This is a genomic window from Streptomyces eurocidicus (genome assembly GCF_002891295.1).
Lineage (GTDB): Bacteria > Actinomycetota > Actinomycetes > Streptomycetales > Streptomycetaceae > Streptomyces > Streptomyces eurocidicus.
Window position 1 is genome coordinate 87898 of the sequence record NZ_LGUI01000007.1, and the last position, 16304, is coordinate 104201.

Consider the following 16304-nt stretch of genomic DNA (forward strand, 5'->3'; position numbering starts at 1 on the left):
GCGTCCCGGGTGGGGCGAACGCACCGAGCGCCGCGCGGGATTCCGTGCGGCGCTCGGTAGGTGCGGTGCGGGGGAGGGGCGCGAGGTCACTCCTCCAGCGTCAGGCCCCTGCGCAGCCGGACCAGCGTGCGGGACAGCAGCCGGGACACGTGCATCTGGGAGATGCCCAGTTCCTCGCCGATCTCCGACTGGGTCATGTTCGCCACGAAGCGCAAGGAGAGGATCCTCCGGTCGCGCTGCGGGAGTTCGGCGATCATCGGCTTGAGGGACTCCACGTACTCGATGCCCTCGATGCCGTGGTCCTCGTAGCCGATGCGGGCGGTGAGGGCGCCTTCCGTGTCGTCCTCGTCGGGCTGGGCGTCCAGCGAGCTCGCGGTGTACGCGTTGCTCGCGGCCATGCCCTCGACGACCTCGTCCTCGGAGAGGCCGAGGCGCTCGGCCAGTTCGGTGACCGTGGGGGAGCGGTCCAGCTGCTGGGCCAGCTCGTCGCGGGTCTTGGCCAGCTCGATGCGGAGCTCCTGGAGGCGTCGCGGGACGCGCACGGACCAGCTGGTGTCACGGAAGAAGCGCTTGATCTCACCGATGATGGTCGGCATCGCGAAGGTCGGGAACTCGACGCCCCGGCTGAGCTCGAAGCGGTCGATGGCCTTGATCAGACCGATCGTGCCGACCTGGACGATGTCGTCCATCGGCTCGCTGCGGGTGCGGAACCGGGCGGCCGCGAACTTCACCAGCGCCAGGTTCAGTTCGACCAGGGTGTTGCGTACGTACGCGTACTCGTGGGTGCCCTCTTCGAGCTCCGTGAGCCGTGCGAAGAGCGTCTTGGACAGCGCCCGGGCGTCGACCGGTCCCACCTCGTCGTACGGCGGGATCGTGGGGAGCCCCGGATTCTCGGGCTCGATCTGCTCGGGCGGGGTTGTCGACGAGGCGGTCTCCCGAGAGTGTTCGGTACGCGATTCGTCGAGCCGGGGTGACATGGTCTCCTCCATCATTCTCGGCATGAGGCCGCCGATGCCATGACTTCTCGCTGCGGTTCGCGGCGCCTCCAAAGCCGTCCGTGGTGGATGTCCTCTACTAGCCCTACCTGTCTTGCCCTCCCGATAGCAAGTGAGGCTTGTCCTCTTATATGGGTAAATAACGGATGTTCGGCTTCCGGGCGCCGTATCGAAGGCGTAGTGTTTTCCCCGCCCACGCAGGCCCACGAGAAAGGACGCGCATGGACCGCGAAATGGTCGGCAGTGCGAGCAAGGGCCGGCTGAATGTTGAGGTCCGGCGCCATGGCGAGAGCGCCGTCGTGACGCCGGCGGGTGAGCTCGATCACCACACGGCCGATCTGCTCCGTGAATCGCTGGAAGGGTGTGTGGCGCAGGGCCTGTCCCGAGTGGTCGTCGACTGCTCGAAGCTGGAGTTCTGCGACTCCACCGGGCTCAATGTGCTCCTCGGCGCCCGGCTCACCGCGGAGGCCGCCGGCGGCGCCGTCCACCTCGCGGCCATGCAGCCCGTGGTCGCCCGGGTCTTCGAGATCACCGGTGCCGAAGCCGTCTTCGCCGTGCACGACACGCTCGACGCCGCGCTCGCCCAGTAGCCGCCGAGTGACCACGGCCACACCGCCCCGTCACCTGTGTCACGCACGCGTTGCCTGCGTCACAGTGTCGCCCCGAAGAAGTGGGTGTTCCCCCCGTTCGGTCGGGCAGAAGTCTGCTGAATCTGTTCAATGTGCCAGGTGACCATCATTTCTGAGTCGGTGAATCGGTGAGGTGAAGCGCTGATGAGCACCACCCGGCCGTACCCGCCGCCGGGCGAGCCCGGTCCGGAGGCGGAAGGCGCCGCCTCGCCCGTCACCCCGCCGCCCGGGCAGGTCCGCCGCCTGCGCCTGGTCGGGGTGAGCGGCGCCGTGCCCCGTTCCCGTGACTTCGCCCGCGAGGCGCTCCGGGACTGGGGCTGGCTGCCCGCCGCCACCGCCGATCACCGGGCCGCCGCCGAGGACGTCCTGCTGGTCGTCTCCGAACTGGTCACCAACGCCTGCCTGCACGCCGACGGCCCCGAGGAGCTCCGGGTGAGCTGCGCGGGCAAGGTGCTGCGGCTGGAGGTCGTCGACCTCGGCGCGGGCCAGCCCGCGCCCCGGACCCCGCACCGCGCGGGCCGGCCGGGCGGCCACGGCATGTTTATCGTGCAGCGCCTCTGCCTGGACTGGGGGGTCGTGCGCAACGGCGACCGCCCCGGCAAGACCGTCTGGGCGGAGCTCGCCGCGCCCGCCTGACCCCGCGCGGGTCCGCCGCACCCCGGAGCGCGCCGCTGGATGTCCACAGCGGCGCGTTCCGTGTCTTCCCTCCTCAAGGTCCCCGGCGTACTGTCGGCGCCCGATCTGATGTGCCGTCAGTGAATTTCGGCTACGGCACCGGACGAGAGGGGAACCCGAGGTGTCCCACTTCCCACGCCGCACCGCCCGCCGCACGGCCGCGTCGGCCGTTGCCGCGGCCCTGGCCGGCGGGACGATTCTGCTGCTCGCCCCGGCCGCGCACGCCGTCACGGTCGACGTGAACTACCAGTGCAAGACCCCGATCGGGGACCGCAGCGCCGTCTCGCCCATCGACATCAAGGCGACGCCCGGCGGCGACGCGTACAAGCTCACCATGTCCTTCGAGAAGGGCGTCTCCTCCAGCCCCGTCGAACTCGGCAAGGGCGCGATGCAGCCGAGCGCCCTGATCAAGCTCGGTGGCGCGGACTCCGGCACGGTCGCGGTGACGGGCGCCCCGAACGCCGAGCCGATCCCCGCCAACCAGCCCATCAAGATCGGTGACCTGTCGGGCACGTACACCCCGAAGAAGACGGGCTCCGTCACCTTCACGGCGGGCGTCCTCACGATCAAGGCGCTCGGCACGACGACCACGTGCACGCCCTCGAACAACCCGAAGCCCTCGCTGACCCTGGACGTCAAGGCGCCCGGCTCGTCGACGGGCGGCTCCGGTACGGGCGGGACGACGACGGGTGGGACGACGACGGGCGGTTCCGGCACGGGTGGGTCGACGACCGGAGGGTCGGGCGGCTCCACGGGTGGCTCGGGCACCGGCACCACCGGAGGTTCCGGTTCCGGCAATGGCGGCCAGCTGCCGCAGACGGGCCCCGCGGACTCGGCGGTCGCGCTCGGGACGCTCGGCGGGACGGTGCTGCTGGCGGGTGTGGCGGGGACGCTCTGGCTGACGCGGCGGAAGCGGGCGGTGGGGTAGGGGTGCGGCGGGTTTTCCCCCAGCCCCGCCGAGCCCTGTGCGCACTCACCGCCACCACGGCCCTGCTCACCGCCCCCACCGCCGCCGCCGACTCCCCGGCCTGGACCGCGGCGCCCGCCACCAACGGCGAGGGCACGGCCGCCCGCACGGCGTTCTACCTGGAAGGCGACCCGGGCACGGTCCTGGAGGACCGGCTCTCCCTGGCCAACCCCGCCGGTCAGGCACGTGACCTGGAACTGCGGGGCTCCGGCCGCTGGATCGCCCTGGCCGCGAAACGGGTGCGCGTGCCGCCCCGCACCCGGGCGGACGTCCCCTTCACCGTGACCGTCCCGAGCGGTGCCCGGCCCGGTGACCACTCCGCCGCGCTCGTCGTCACCGGCGGTGGCCGGGAGGCGCGGGTACGGCTCGCCGTGCGGGTCACCGGTGGGCCCGCGCTGGCGGCCCTGGCCGTCGAGGACGTCCGGGTCGAGAAGGCCGGTACGGGCGCGGTCATCCGCTACGCCCTGGTGAACCGGGGCAACACGGCGCTCGCGCCGAGCCTGGCCATCCGCGCGGACGGGCTCTTCGGCACGGTCCTGCGCCGGGCCGGGAGCGGTGTCCCGGCCGAGCTGCCGCCCGGCGGCAGGGTGCGGCTGACCGAGCCGTGGCCCGCCGCGCCGAGCCTGGACCGGGTCGCCGTCCGGGTCACCGCGACCGCCCCCGGTGGTGCGCGCGCCTCCGCCACCGGGGCCTGGACACCCCTGCCCTGGGCGTTACCGGCTCTGGGCGGGGGCGCCCTCGCCCTGGTCGCCGCGGCCGGGCTGCTCGTACGCCGCCGCCTGCGCGCCCGTGCGCCGGCTGCCCGGGGCCCGGCGGAGACCCCGGCCGGAGAGCCCGTACAGCCCGTCGCGGGGATACGGGCGTGACGGCCGCCCCCGCCGCCGGCGGCGCCCCGGCCGGCTCCGGGCCGGGCTCGTCGCGGCGCTCCTCGCGGCCGCGCCGCTCGCCCCGCCGCCGGCGGGCCGGGCCGTCGCCGCCGACGGGGCGGTCCGCACCCCGGCCGTCACCCTGGACCGTAAGGAGGCCGGCAAGGGCGGCAGCCTTACGGTGAGCGGCACCGGATGGCGGCCGGGAACCCTGCTCACCCTGCTCGTCTGCGGTCAGAACATGATCGGCGGCACCAACGCCTGCGCCAACGCGGACGGGCGGACCGCCACCACGGGCGCCGGCGGCGCCTTCCGTACGACCGTCCCGGTGGCGGCGCCGCCCAAGCCCTGCCCGTGCGTGGTCCACGTGGCGACCGTGACCGGCGAGGCGGCGGCCGTCGACGCCCCCTTCGCCGTCGCGGGCCATCCGGTCGCCCCGCTGCCCCGGCGGACCGGCGGGGAGCGGCTGGGCGTCCTCGGGGCGCGGCTGGAGGGGTCGAGCGGGATCCTCACATGGTTCGGGGCGCCGCCCCGGCGTCGGCTCGTCCTTACGGTGGGCAACCTCGGCACCACCGCGGCCGAGAACCCCGTCTTCCAGGTCGGCACGTCGCACGGGGTGCTCGCGCCCGGGTGGGAGGAACGGCGCTGGCGGGGCACGGTCCCGGCCGGGCAGCGGGCGAAGGTCGCGCTGGACGTGGAGCTGGCGGCGGGCGCGTACGGCGACTATCTGGTGTCGCTGAAGTACGGCGACAAGCTGCTCGTCGAGGAACCCTGGGACGTGAGCAGGCCGTGGGGTGTGACGCTGTTCTGGATCCTGCTGGGCCTGGTGGTGCCCGCGGGGCTGTTCCGGGCGGGGATGGCGGTCGTGGACCGACTCAGGCCGGGGCCGGGGCCGGGAACGGGGCTGGGAACGGGGCCGGGGCCGGGAGCAGCCGGAAGGTCCGGCGAGGCCGACCGGGCCGATGAGACTGGCAGGACCGGCGAGGTCGGCAGGCCCGATGGGGCCAGGACCGGCAAGGCCGTCAAAGCCGATGAGGCCGGCCGAATCGACAGCGCCGACAAGTCCGGCAGGCCCCGCACGGCCCGTGAGGCCGACCGGGCCGATGGAGCCGACGGGCCCGGCGAAGCCGACGGGACCACCGGGGGCGGTAACCCCCGCACCCGCCGAGCGCTCCGTACCCGCCGTCAGGCCCGTAAAGCCCGTAAGGCCCCTCCCGGCCCCCCGGAGCCACCCGGGCCCACCACCCCGCCCGCCGCGGCTCCGGCAGCCCCCACCCCGCCCTCCAGCCCCTCCTCGGGGGCCGGGACAGGGGTCGGGACCGGGGCAGGGGCCGCCCCCCACCCGCTCCCGTGGTTCACCCCGGGCTCGGCCCCCGCGCCCCCGCGCGAGCCCCCGGAACCCCCGCGGCGAACGGGCCCCGGCCGCCCGTGAGCGGGGCCGGACACGAAAGCGCCCCCGGCGCGTCATCGCGCCGGGGGCACCCTCACTGTTCAGCCGACCGCGTCAGCGGACGTCGCCCATGAGGGCTTCGATCTTCTTGCGGTACATCCACACCGCGAAGGCCGCGAGGACCGCGGCGGTGGCCTGGCCGAGGATCACGCCGATGCCGTTGAGGTCGAGGCCGCCGACCTCGCGCAGCAGGGTCGTGGTGCAGTTGCCCGCGGTGACCGCGAGGAACCAGACGCCCATCATCTGGCTGGCGTACTTCACCGGCGCCATCTTGGTGGTGAGCGACAGGCCGACCGGGGAGAGGCAGAGCTCACCGATGGTCTGGATCATGTAGATCATCACCAGCCACATGGGGCCGGCCTTCGAGTCCTCCGTGGCCGTCGACATCGGGATGGCGAAGACGAAGAACGACGCGCCGATGAGGACCATGGCCACCGAGAACTTCACCGTGGAGCTCGGCTCGCTGCCACGGCGGGCCAGCCACAGCCACAGCCAGGCGATGACCGGGGCGATGGCCATGACCCAGATGGGGTTGATCGACTGGAACAGCGTGGACGGGATCTGCCAGCCGAAGATGGTGTCCGAGGTGCGCTTCTCGGCGAAGGCCGACAGCGTCGAGCCCGCCTGCTCGAAGATCATCCAGAACACGGCGGCGGCGACGAAGAACCAGATGTAGCCGGTGACCTTGGTCTGCTCGTCCGAGGTCAGTTCCTTGTCGCGCTTGATGCGGACCAGGACCGCGGCCGGGATGGCCACACCGAGCAGGGCGAGCGGGATGGTGGCCCACTTCTGCGTGAAGTGGCCGGTGCCCCCGACGATGCCGTAGAAGACGGCGGCGATGCCGAACCACAGCAGGGCCTTCATCAGGATGGACTTGCGCTCGTCCGCCGGCAGCGGCTTCGGGACGACGCTGCTCTCCGGGCTCAGCAGGCGGGTGCCCAGCAGGAAGATGATCAGGCCGAGGCCCATGCCGATCGCGGCGATCGCGAAGCCCAGGTGCCAGCTGACCTTCTGGCCGATGGCGCCGATGACGAGCGGCGCGAGGCCGGCGCCGAGGTTGACACCGATGTAGAAGATGGTGAAGCCACCGTTGCGGCGCGGGTCCTGCGGGCCGTCGTAGAGGTGGCCGACCATGGTCGAGATGTTGGACTTCAGCAGGCCGGAGCCGATCGCCACCAGCGCGAGGCCGATGAAGAAGGACGGCTTGCCGGGGATGGCCAGGCACAGGTGACCGGCCATGATGATGCTCGCCGCGATGGCGACCGTCTTGCGCGGGCCCCAGATCCGGTCGCCGAACCAGCCGCCGGGCATGGCGAGCAGGTAGACCATGCCCGCGTAGACGCCGTAGATGGCGAAGGAGCTGGCCTCGGGCATGGCCAGGCCGCCGCCCTGGCTGCCGGGCTTCGCGTCCGGGCCACCCGCCATCAAATAGAGGACGAGGAGGGCGCGCATGCCGTAATAGCTGAAGCGCTCCCACATCTCCGTCAGGAAGAGGGGGGCCAGGCCGAGGGGGTGGCCGAGGAAGGTCTTGCCGCCGGCGCCCGGAGAGGTCTTCTCCTGCTCGGCGGCGCCCTTCGTCAGGCTGGACGCCATGGTCGATCCTTGTGTGCTCGGGACGCGCGGTGGAGCTGCTGCGCGCCCGGGTGGGGGTTGGCCGGCACCGGACACCGCGCCGTCCGCCCCCTACGCCCCAGGGGTTCGGCCCTTGTGAGGGCCGGCAGGTCGGCCGTGCACCGGGATCCACGCCCCCGCGCATCTTCGCGCGGCGGACCCGGCCGCCAGGTCATTCACTGTGAAACAAGGCTGGGGGTCCAGCCCCGCGCACAACAGGGACCTTCGGTGCGAAATCCCGCCGAAGGTCCCTCGGTGGTGCTACAGACTTCCGGTAACCATACGTCACACCCTGCCCGAAAACGGAAGGAGTTGAGACATGGATCACAGGCTGATGTGGAACCATTCACACCCTTTCGAAGGTGAGTTCAGCCGAGGTGAAGTGTTGGTCCCGGTAGCCCTGAGTGCACCTCTGACGTGGGCCCGAGCGGACTACCATCACCCCTATGACCCGTGTACTGCTCGCCGAGGATGACGCGTCCATCTCGGAGCCTCTCGCGCGCGCGCTGCGCCGCGAAGGCTATGAGGTGGAGGTGCGCGAAGACGGTCCCGCGGCCCTCGATGCCGGCCTCAAGGGCGGGGTGGACCTGCTCGTCCTCGACCTCGGGCTGCCCGGAATGGACGGCCTCGAGGTCTGCCGACGACTGCGCACCGAGGGCCACGGCTTCCCGGTGCTCGTCCTCACCGCCCGCGCCGACGAGGTGGACACCGTCGTCGGCCTGGACGCCGGCGCCGACGACTATGTGACCAAGCCCTTCCGGCTCGCCGAGCTGCTGGCCCGGGTGCGGGCCCTGCTGCGGCGCGGCGCCGTCGAGTCCCAGCAGCAGCCGGCCGCCACCCACGGCGTGCGGATCGACGTGGAGTCCCACCGCGCCTGGATGGGCGAGGAGGAACTCCAGCTCACCGCGAAGGAATTCGACCTGCTCCGGGTGCTGGTCCGGGACGCCGGCCGGGTGGTCACCCGCGATCAGCTGATGCGCGAGGTCTGGGACACCACCTGGTGGTCCTCCACCAAGACCCTCGACATGCACATCTCCTGGCTCCGCAAGAAGCTCGGGGACGACGCCGGGAACCCGCGCTACATCGCCACCGTCCGCGGCGTCGGATTCCGCTTCGAGAAGAGCTGAGCCGACGCAGCGGCCCGCCCGGGCTGCTCCTCGTACCACCGCCCGGAGGGCATCGTGCGCCGCCGACTGATCAACTCCACCCTCGCCGTCGTCCTCGTCGTGATCGCCGTCTTCGGCATCTCGCTCGTCATCGTGGAGACCCGGACGATCGAGAGCAGCGCGCGGGAGAGCGTGAAGTCCGAGGCGGTGCGCCTGGTGAGCATCGTCGACAGCCGACTGCTCGGGCACGAGCGGGTGGAGTCGGGGGTGCTGAGCGAGCAGATCACCCAGAACCGCTACGCCCGCATCGACATCCCCGGCCGCCCCTCCATCGAGGTCGGCCCCCGGCCCGACGGCGGGGTCATCGCCGCGACGGAGAAGGGCGAGCAGGGCGAGATCATCCGGGTCGAGGAGTCCCGCTCCACGGTCAGCCGTGAGGTCGGCCGCACCCTGCTGGTCATCCTCGCGGTGGCGCTGCTGGCCGTGGTCGCCGCCGTCTTCCTCGCCGTACGCCAGGCCAACCGGCTCACCGCGCCGCTCACCGACCTCGCCGAGACGGCCGAGCGCCTGGGCTCGGGCGACCCCCGGCCGCGCCACCGCCGCTACGGCGTGCCGGAGCTGGACCGGGTCGCGGACGTCCTGGACGCGAGCGCCGAGCGGATCGCCCGGATGCTCACCGCCGAGCGGCGGCTGGCCGCCGACGCCTCGCACCAGCTCCGCACCCCGCTGACGGCGCTCTCCATGCGGCTGGAGGAGATCACGCTCACCGACGAGCCGGACACGGTCAAGGAGGAGGCGACGATCGCCCTCGCCCAGGTCGAGCGGCTCACCGACGTCGTCCAGCGGCTGCTGACGAACTCCCGCGACCCCAAGTCCAGCTCGGCCGTCACCTTCGACCTGGACGAGGTCATCAAGCAGCAGATCGAGGAGTGGCGGCCCGCCACCCGCAGCGGGGGCCGGGCCCTGGTGCGCTCGGGCAAGCCGGGGCTGCGGGCGGTCGGCACCCCGGGCGCCGTCTCCCAGGTCCTCGCGACGCTCATCGAGAACTCCCTGATGCACGGGGACGGCACGGTGGCGCTGCGCACCCGGGTCACCGGCAACCAGGCGGTCGTGGAGGTCACGGACGAGGGCCCGGGGGTGCCCGCGGACCTGGGCGCCCGGGTCTTCGAGCGGACGGTCAGCGGCCGGAACTCCACGGGGCTGGGCCTGGCGGTCGCCCGCGACCTGGCGGAGGCGGACGGCGGCCGGCTGGAGCTCCTCCAGGCGAACCCGCCGGTCTTCGCGCTGTTCCTCAGCCGCGAGGCGGACGACCACGCCGAAGGGGACGGCTGAGCCGCCCCCGTACGGCTACTTCCCGGCCTCGGCCCGCTCCGGGGGCGTCGCCAGGAACGATTCAGCAGTCTCCACGGCCTCACGCGCGGGCAGCGCCCGGAACACCCAGGTCCGGTAGGACCAGAAGCGGAAGACCGTTCCTATGCCGAGCCCGACGACGTTCTTCGCGATGTTGTCCGCGAGCGACGAGGTCATGCCGAAGCCGTAGTGCGAGAGCGCCAGGATGCCGTTCTCGATCACCAGGCCCGCCCCGCTGAAGAGCAGGAACAGGGAGAGCTCGCGGCTGCGCCGGGAGCGGTCGCACTCGCGGTACGTCCAGTAGCGGTTGCCCACGTAGTTGGTGGCGATCGCGACGGCGGTGGCGATCACGCCGGAGCGCACCACCGCGAGCTGGAATCCGTGCACACAGATGTTGAAGACGATGAAATTGACCACGAACCCGATGGCCCCGACCGCGCCGAATTTCGCGATCTCGCGGGCCAGCCGCTCCAGCCGGGAACGCACTGTGCGCCGTTGATTCATAACGATCGTCAGGCTCCGTCGGTGGGCGGTCGGGGAAGTGTCCCCGGGGGCAGGGCGGCATTCATGCTATCCATCGCTCCCGGACGACGATGGGCCGAGTCGGTGAACGCGAGACGAACGCGCACGATATCGGCCAGTAGCGCACAGGCCGTCTCTTCGGACGATCCTCCAAAGGCGGGCGCCGGGTGGTTCGCGCGTACGGATACCCTGTGGGCGTGACGTTCCCGGTAGTCGGCATGGTCGGCGGCGGCCAGCTCGCCCGTATGACCCACGAGGCGGGCATCCCCCTCGGCATCCAGTTCAAGCTGCTCAGCGATACCCCGCAGGACTCGGCGGCCCAGGTCGTGAGCGAGGTCGTCATCGGCGACTATCGCGACCTGGAAACCCTTCGTGCTTTCGCACAAGGGTGTGACGTGATCACCTTCGATCACGAGCACGTTCCGACCGAGCACCTACGGGCCCTGGAGGCGGACGGCATCCCCGTCCGCCCCGGGCCCGACGCGTTGGTGCACGCCCAGGACAAGGGCGTGATGCGCGCCGGGCTCCTGGAGATCGGCGTGCCCTGCCCACGGCACCGCCTCGTCGCGGACCCCGCGGACGTGGCGCGCTTCGCGGCCGAGGGCGAGGGCTTCCCCGTCGTCCTGAAGACGGTCCGCGGCGGATACGACGGCAAGGGGGTCTGGGTCGTCCGCAGCGCCGAAGAGGCGGCCGAGCCCTTCCGCGCCGGGGTGCCCGTCCTCGCCGAGGAGAAGGTCGACTTCGTCCGCGAGCTCGCGGCCAATGTCGTCCGCTCCCCGCACGGCCAGGCGGTCTCCTATCCCGTCGTCGAGTCCGTCCAGGTCGACGGCGTCTGCGACACCGTGATCGCCCCCGCGCCCGGACTGTCCGCGGAGCTCTCGGCGCACGCCCAGGAGCTCGCCCTGAAGGTGGCCAAGGAGCTCGGCGTGGTCGGACACCTCGCCGTGGAGCTCTTCGAGACCCGCGACGGCCGCGTTCTCGTCAACGAGCTGGCCATGCGCCCGCACAACTCCGGTCACTGGACCCAGGACGGCGCGATCACCTCGCAGTTCGCCAACCACGTCCGGGCCGTGCTGGATCTCCCGCTCGGCGACCCCCGCCCCCGGGCCCGGTGGACCGTCATGGCCAATGTGCTCGGCGGCGACTACCCGGACATGTATTCCGCGTACCTCCATTGCATGGCACGGGATCCGGGGCTGAAGATCCATATGTATGGCAAGGACGTGAAGCCCGGCCGCAAGGTCGGACACGTCAACACCTACGGCGACGACCTGGCGGATGTGCGAGAGCGCGCGAGCCACGCCGCCGGATATCTGCGAGGAACGATCACCGAATGACCAGCTCCCCCCTCGTCGGTATCGTGATGGGCTCGGATTCCGACTGGCCCGTCATGGAGGCCGCCGCCAAGGCCCTGGCCGAATTCGAGGTCCCTTACGAGGTCGACGTCGTCTCCGCGCACCGGATGCCGCGCGAGATGATCGCGTACGGCGAGGGGGCCGCGGGCCGCGGTCTCAAGGCGGTCATCGCCGGCGCCGGGGGAGCCGCCCACCTGCCCGGGATGCTCGCCTCCGTCACCCCGCTGCCCGTCATCGGGGTGCCCGTGCCGCTGAAGTACCTCGACGGCATGGACTCCCTGCTGTCCATCGTGCAGATGCCGGCCGGGGTGCCGGTCGCCACCGTCTCCGTGGCCGGTGCCCGCAACGCCGGCCTGCTCGCCGTCCGGATGCTCGCCGCGCACGACGCCGAGCTCCAGGAGCGGATGCGCCACTTCCAGGACGAGCTCAACGAACAGGCCACCGAGAAGGGCCGCCGGCTGCGCGCCAAGGCCGGCGGCAACGACTCCTTCGGATTCGGAAAGTGACCGCCGTGACCGACGGGAACGCCCACCTCGCCCGCGCCCACGAGCTGCTCGCCGCCCACCCCGTCGTCGACGGCCACAACGACCTCCCCTGGGCGCTGCGCGAGCAGGTCCGCTACGACCTCGACCGGCGCGACATCGCCACCGACCAGAGCGCCGACCTCCACACCGACCTGCCCCGGCTGCGGGCCGGCGGCGTCGGCGCGCAGTTCTGGTCCGTGTACGTGCGCACCGACATGGCCGGCGACCAGGCCGTCAGCGCGACGCTCGAACAGATCGACGTGGTCCGGCAGCTCGTCGCCCGCCACCCCGCCGACCTCCGGCTCGCCTTCACCGCCGACGACATGGAGGCGGCGCGCGCCGAGGGCCGGATCGCCTCGCTGATGGGCGCCGAGGGCGGCCACAGCATCAACAGCTCCCTCGCGACGCTGCGCGCCCTGCACCGCCTCGGCGTCCGCTATATGACGCTGACCCACAACGACAACATCGCCTGGGCGGACTCGGCGACCGACGAGCCGAGGGCCGGCGGCCTGACCCGCTTCGGCGAGGAGGTCGTCCGGGAGATGAACCGCACCGGTGTCCTCGTCGACCTCAGCCATGTCTCGGCCGACACCATGCGGGACGCGCTGCGGGTCACCGAGGCGCCGGTGATCTTCTCGCACTCCTCCGCGCGCGCCGTCTGCGACCACCCGCGCAACATCCCCGACGACGTGCTCGCCGCGCTGCCCGCCAACGGCGGCGTGGCCATGGCCACCTTCGTGCCCAAGTTCATCCTGCCCGCCGCCATCGAGTGGACCCTGGCCGCGGACGAGAACATGCGCGCCAACGGCCTGCACCACCTGGACACCACCGCCGCGGGCATGGCCGTGCAGCGCGCCTTCGAGGCCGTCCACCCGCGCCCGCTCGCCACGGCCTCGACGGTCGCCGACCACCTCGACCACATGCGCGAGGTCGCCGGCGTCGACCACATCGGCATCGGCGGCGACTACGACGGCACGGCCTTCACCCCCGCCGACCTCGCGGACGTCGCCGGCTACCCCAACCTGATCGCGGAGCTGCTGCGCCGCGGCTGGTCGGACGCCGACCTCGCCAAGCTCACCTGGCGGAACGCGGTGCGCGTGCTGCGCGACGCGGAGGGCGTGGCGCGCGACCTCCAGGCCCGCCGGGGCCCGTCGATCGCGACGATCGACCAGCTGGACGGCTGACGAGCCCGCCGGACCCGAGCGGTCGGACGGACCCGGGCGGTCGGACGGACCCGAGTGGTCAGGCGGACCCGAGTGGTCAGGCGGACCCGAGCGGTCAGACGGAACGGATCAGGCAGAACGGATGCCCCGCGGGGTCGGCGTAGACGCGGAAGTCGCGCCGGCCCCCGTCGTCGTCCACGTCCAGCGGCTTCGCCCCGAGCTCCAGCACCCGGGCGTGCGCCGACTCCATGTCGGTCACGTCCAGGTCCAGGTGCAGCTGCTGGGGGTGGGTGTCGGAGGGCCACTCCGGCGGTACGAGGCCGGGGGCGCGCTGGAAGGCCAGCCGGCCGCCGTCCGGCAGCCGGAGGTCGACCCAGTCGGCGTCCTCGGGGTCCTCCTCGATCCGGCCGCCGAGCACCCCGGCGTAGAACCCGGCCAGCGCGAGCGGGTCGGGGCAGTCGATGACGGTCGCTGTGATCTTCGCGTAGGACACGCTCACTCCTCGGACGGTGCGGGTGGTTCCAGAGGGAAGAGAGGGATCCCCGGGGTCCGGGGGAGGCGGGTTACGCCTGCGGCCGGCCCATCGCGCGGAAGGTCCATCCGGCGGCGCGCCAGGCGGCGGCGTCCAGGGCGTTGCGGCCGTCCAGGATCCGCCGTGCGGCCACGACCTCGCCCAGCGCCGCCGGGTCCAGCTCGCGGAACTCGCCCCACTCCGTCAGGTGCAGCACCACCTGGGCGCCGCGGCACGCCTCCAGCGCGGTCGGCGCGTAGCCGAGCGTGGGGAAGAGGCTGCGGGCGTTGGCCATGCCCTTGGGGTCGTAGACGGTGACCTGGCCGCCCTGGAGGTGGATCTGCCCGGCGACGTTCAGCGCGGGGGAGTCCCGGACGTCGTCGGAGTCGGGCTTGAAGGCCGCGCCCAGGACGGCGACCCGCTGCCCGAGGAAGCTGCCGCCCAGGCTCTCGCGGGCCAGCTCGACCATATGGCCCCGGCGGCGCATGTTGATGGAGTCGACCTCGCGGAGGAAGGTCAGCGCCTGGTCCACGCCCAGCTCGCCCGCGCGGGCCATGAAGGCGCGGATGTCCTTGGGCAGACAGCCGCCGCCGAAGCCGATGCCGGCCCGCAGGAACTTCTTCCCGATCCGCTCGTCGTGGCCGATGGCCTCGGCCAGCTTCACCACGTCGCCGTCGGCGGCCTCGCACACCTCGGCCATGGCGTTGATGAAGGAGATCTTCGTGGCGAGGAAGGAGTTGGCCGCGGTCTTCACCAGCTCCGCGGTCGGGTAGTCCGCGACGACGAAGGGGGTGCCCTCGCCGATCGGGATCGCGTAGACCTCGCGCAGCAGCTTCTCGCCGCGCTCGCCGGAGACGCCGACGACGATCCGGTCGGGGTGCAGGGTGTCCTGGACGGCGAAGCCCTCGCGCAGGAACTCGGGGTTCCAGGCGAGCTCGACCTCGTCGCCCGCCGGGGCCAGCTCCCGCAGCAGCGCCGCGAGCCGGGCCGCGCTGCCGACCGGCACGGTCGACTTGCCGACGACCAGCGCCGGGCGGTGCAGCACCCGGGCCAGCGAGGAGACGGCGGCGTCGACGTAGGACATGTCGCAGGCGTACTCGCCGTGCTTCTGCGGGGTGTTCACACAGACGAAGTGGACGTCGCCGAACTCGCCGACCTCCTCCCAGGAGGTGGTGAAGCGCAGCCTGCCGGTCGAGCCCTCGATGCCGGCCGCGTGACGGCGCAGCAGCTCCTCCAGCCCGGGCTCGTACATGGGGACCTTGCCCCGGGCGAGCATCTCGATCTTCTCGGGGACCACGTCGAGGCCCAGTACCTCGAAGCCGAGCTCGGCCATGGCCGCGGCATGGGTGGCGCCGAGGTAGCCGGTGCCGATCACGGTGATCCTGGGGGCCATGCGTGCTCCATGTGCTGACGGGCTGGTGCGGTGCCCGAGCATAGTAGGGGCCCGGCAGGGGAAGGACCTGGGGAGACGCCATGAACATCGGGCGCCGTACCGGGCGTGGCGCCGAGCGCGGTGCGCACCCGTGCGGGCCGTCGTGCGGCCGCTGTCGGCAAGCTCACGTATCCCCGTCCGGAAGCCGCCCCCTAGAATCGGGTTACTAAACGGTAGTTAACTCTCAGGGGAGTACGCCTTGGCGGGAACAAAGGACTTCGACCTGTACCGGCCGGCCGAGGAGCACGACGAGCTCCGCAAGGTCGTGCGCCAGCTCGCCGAGGCGAAGATCGCCCCGTTCGCCACCGAGGTCGACGAGCAGGCCCGCTTCCCGCAGGAGGCGCTGGACGCCCTGGTGGCCTCGGACCTGCACGCCGTGCACGTCCCCGAGGAGTTCGGCGGCGCGGGCGCCGACGCCCTGGCCACCGTGATCGTCATCGAGGAGGTGGCGCGCGTCTGCGCCTCGTCTTCCCTGATCCCCGCGGTCAACAAGCTCGGCTCGCTGCCGGTGATCCTCTCCGGCTCGGCCGAGCTGAAGAAGCGCTACCTGGCCCCGCTCGCCAAGGGCGACGCGATGTTCTCGTACTGCCTGAGCGAGCCCGACGCGGGCTCCGACGCGGCCGGCATGAAGACCAAGGCCGTGCGCGACGGCGACCACTGGATCCTCAACGGCGTGAAGCGCTGGATCACCAACGCCGGCGTCAGCGAGTACTACACGGTGATGGCCGTCACCGACCCCGAGAAGCGCTCCAAGGGCATCTCCGCCTTCGTCGTGGAGAAGTCCGACGAGGGCGTCTCCTTCGGCGCCCCGGAGAAGAAGCTCGGCATCAAGGGCTCCCCGACCCGCGAGGTCTACCTCGACAACGTCCGCATCCCCGCGGACCGGATGATCGGCGAGGAGGGCACCGGCTTCGCCACGGCGATGAAGACCCTCGACCACACCCGCGTCACCATCGCCGCGCAGGCGCTGGGCATCGCCCAGGGCGCCCTCGACTACGCCAAGGGCTATGTCCAGGAGCGCAAGCAGTTCGGCAAGCCGATCTCCGACTTCCAGGGCATCCAGTTCATGCTCGCCGACATGGCCATGAAGCTGGAGGCCGCCCGCCAGCTGACGTACGCGGCCGCCGCGAAGTCCGAGCGGGTCGATG

General features: G+C 72.1%; 16 protein-coding genes. 11 read left to right on the forward strand and 5 right to left on the reverse strand.

Going from position 1 to position 16304, the window contains the following annotated elements:
- Positions 1-86: 86 nt before the first annotated feature.
- The gene (locus AF335_RS21965) at positions 87-977 is read right to left on the reverse strand and encodes an RNA polymerase sigma factor SigF (protein ID WP_102920201.1); all 891 of its coding nucleotides are present in this window, start codon (positions 975-977) and stop codon (positions 87-89) included.
- 239 nt (positions 978-1216) lie between these two features.
- Here AF335_RS21965 and AF335_RS21970 point away from each other — a divergent pair, with 239 nt between their 5' ends.
- From AF335_RS21970 to AF335_RS36695, 5 genes are all read left to right on the forward strand, one after another.
- Positions 1217-1585: an STAS domain-containing protein gene (locus AF335_RS21970; protein WP_102920184.1), complete on the forward strand. Its 369-nt coding sequence runs from the start codon at positions 1217-1219 to the stop codon at positions 1583-1585.
- Between the two features lie 183 nt (positions 1586-1768).
- Positions 1769-2260 (forward strand): ATP-binding protein, encoded by a 492-nt coding sequence (locus tag AF335_RS21975; protein WP_102920185.1) that lies wholly within the window; start codon positions 1769-1771, stop codon positions 2258-2260.
- A gap of 160 nt (positions 2261-2420) precedes the next feature.
- On the forward strand, positions 2421-3227 hold the full coding sequence (locus AF335_RS21980; RefSeq protein ID WP_102920186.1) for a peptidase: 807 nt from the start codon (positions 2421-2423) through the stop codon (positions 3225-3227).
- A 2-nt stretch (positions 3228-3229) separates the two neighbouring features.
- Complete coding sequence (locus AF335_RS21985; protein ID WP_102920187.1) at positions 3230-4132, forward strand: COG1470 family protein; 903 nt, start codon at positions 3230-3232, stop codon at positions 4130-4132.
- Positions 4056-5564, forward strand: a complete 1509-nt coding sequence (locus tag AF335_RS36695; protein WP_425329126.1) for a hypothetical protein — start codon at positions 4056-4058, stop codon at positions 5562-5564. The genes AF335_RS21985 and AF335_RS36695 overlap by 77 nt, the downstream gene beginning before the upstream one ends.
- Before the next feature lie 72 nt (positions 5565-5636).
- Here the strand turns inward: AF335_RS36695 and AF335_RS21995 are convergent, their stop codons facing one another.
- Positions 5637-7175 (reverse strand): peptide MFS transporter, encoded by a 1539-nt coding sequence (locus tag AF335_RS21995; RefSeq protein ID WP_102920188.1) that lies wholly within the window; start codon positions 7173-7175, stop codon positions 5637-5639.
- A gap of 464 nt (positions 7176-7639) precedes the next feature.
- Here AF335_RS21995 and AF335_RS22000 point away from each other — a divergent pair, with 464 nt between their 5' ends.
- Together AF335_RS22000 and AF335_RS22005 are read left to right on the forward strand one after the other, a co-directional pair.
- Positions 7640-8320: a response regulator transcription factor gene (locus AF335_RS22000; protein WP_102920189.1), complete on the forward strand. Its 681-nt coding sequence runs from the start codon at positions 7640-7642 to the stop codon at positions 8318-8320.
- 54 nt (positions 8321-8374) lie between these two features.
- A complete protein-coding gene (locus AF335_RS22005; protein WP_102920190.1) occupies positions 8375-9631 on the forward strand; it encodes an ATP-binding protein in 1257 nt (418 codons plus the stop codon).
- A gap of 15 nt (positions 9632-9646) precedes the next feature.
- Here AF335_RS22005 and AF335_RS22010 read toward each other — a convergent pair whose 3' ends face one another.
- Positions 9647-10153, reverse strand: a complete 507-nt coding sequence (locus AF335_RS22010; RefSeq protein WP_102920191.1) for a GtrA family protein — start codon at positions 10151-10153, stop codon at positions 9647-9649.
- Between the two features lie 215 nt (positions 10154-10368).
- Between AF335_RS22010 and AF335_RS22015 the strand changes: the two genes are divergently transcribed.
- Genes AF335_RS22015 through AF335_RS22025 form a run of 3 tightly spaced genes read left to right on the forward strand, consistent with a single transcriptional unit; the run spans position 10369 to position 13234 of the window.
- Positions 10369-11508, forward strand: coding sequence for a 5-(carboxyamino)imidazole ribonucleotide synthase (locus AF335_RS22015; RefSeq protein ID WP_102920202.1), 1140 nt, complete (start codon positions 10369-10371; stop codon positions 11506-11508).
- Positions 11505-12032 carry a 5-(carboxyamino)imidazole ribonucleotide mutase gene (gene purE / locus AF335_RS22020; protein ID WP_102920192.1) on the forward strand — a complete coding sequence of 176 codons (528 nt, stop codon included), beginning with the start codon at positions 11505-11507 and terminating at the stop codon, positions 12030-12032. The genes AF335_RS22015 and purE overlap by 4 nt, the downstream gene beginning before the upstream one ends.
- Positions 12033-12037: 5 nt before the next feature.
- The gene (locus tag AF335_RS22025) at positions 12038-13234 is read left to right on the forward strand and encodes a dipeptidase (RefSeq protein WP_102920203.1); all 1197 of its coding nucleotides are present in this window, start codon (positions 12038-12040) and stop codon (positions 13232-13234) included.
- 94 nt (positions 13235-13328) lie between these two features.
- On the opposite strand, the gene AF335_RS22030 is transcribed toward AF335_RS22025, so the two are convergent.
- A complete protein-coding gene (locus tag AF335_RS22030) occupies positions 13329-13706 on the reverse strand; it encodes a VOC family protein (protein ID WP_102920193.1) in 378 nt (125 codons plus the stop codon).
- A gap of 70 nt (positions 13707-13776) precedes the next feature.
- The gene (locus tag AF335_RS22035; protein WP_102920194.1) at positions 13777-15117 is read right to left on the reverse strand and encodes a UDP-glucose dehydrogenase family protein; all 1341 of its coding nucleotides are present in this window, start codon (positions 15115-15117) and stop codon (positions 13777-13779) included.
- 238 nt (positions 15118-15355) lie between these two features.
- On the opposite strand from AF335_RS22035, the gene AF335_RS22040 reads away from it, so the two are divergent.
- Positions 15356-16304, forward strand: a 949-nt coding sequence (locus AF335_RS22040) for an acyl-CoA dehydrogenase family protein (RefSeq protein WP_102920195.1), incomplete at its 3' end; no start/stop codon positions are given.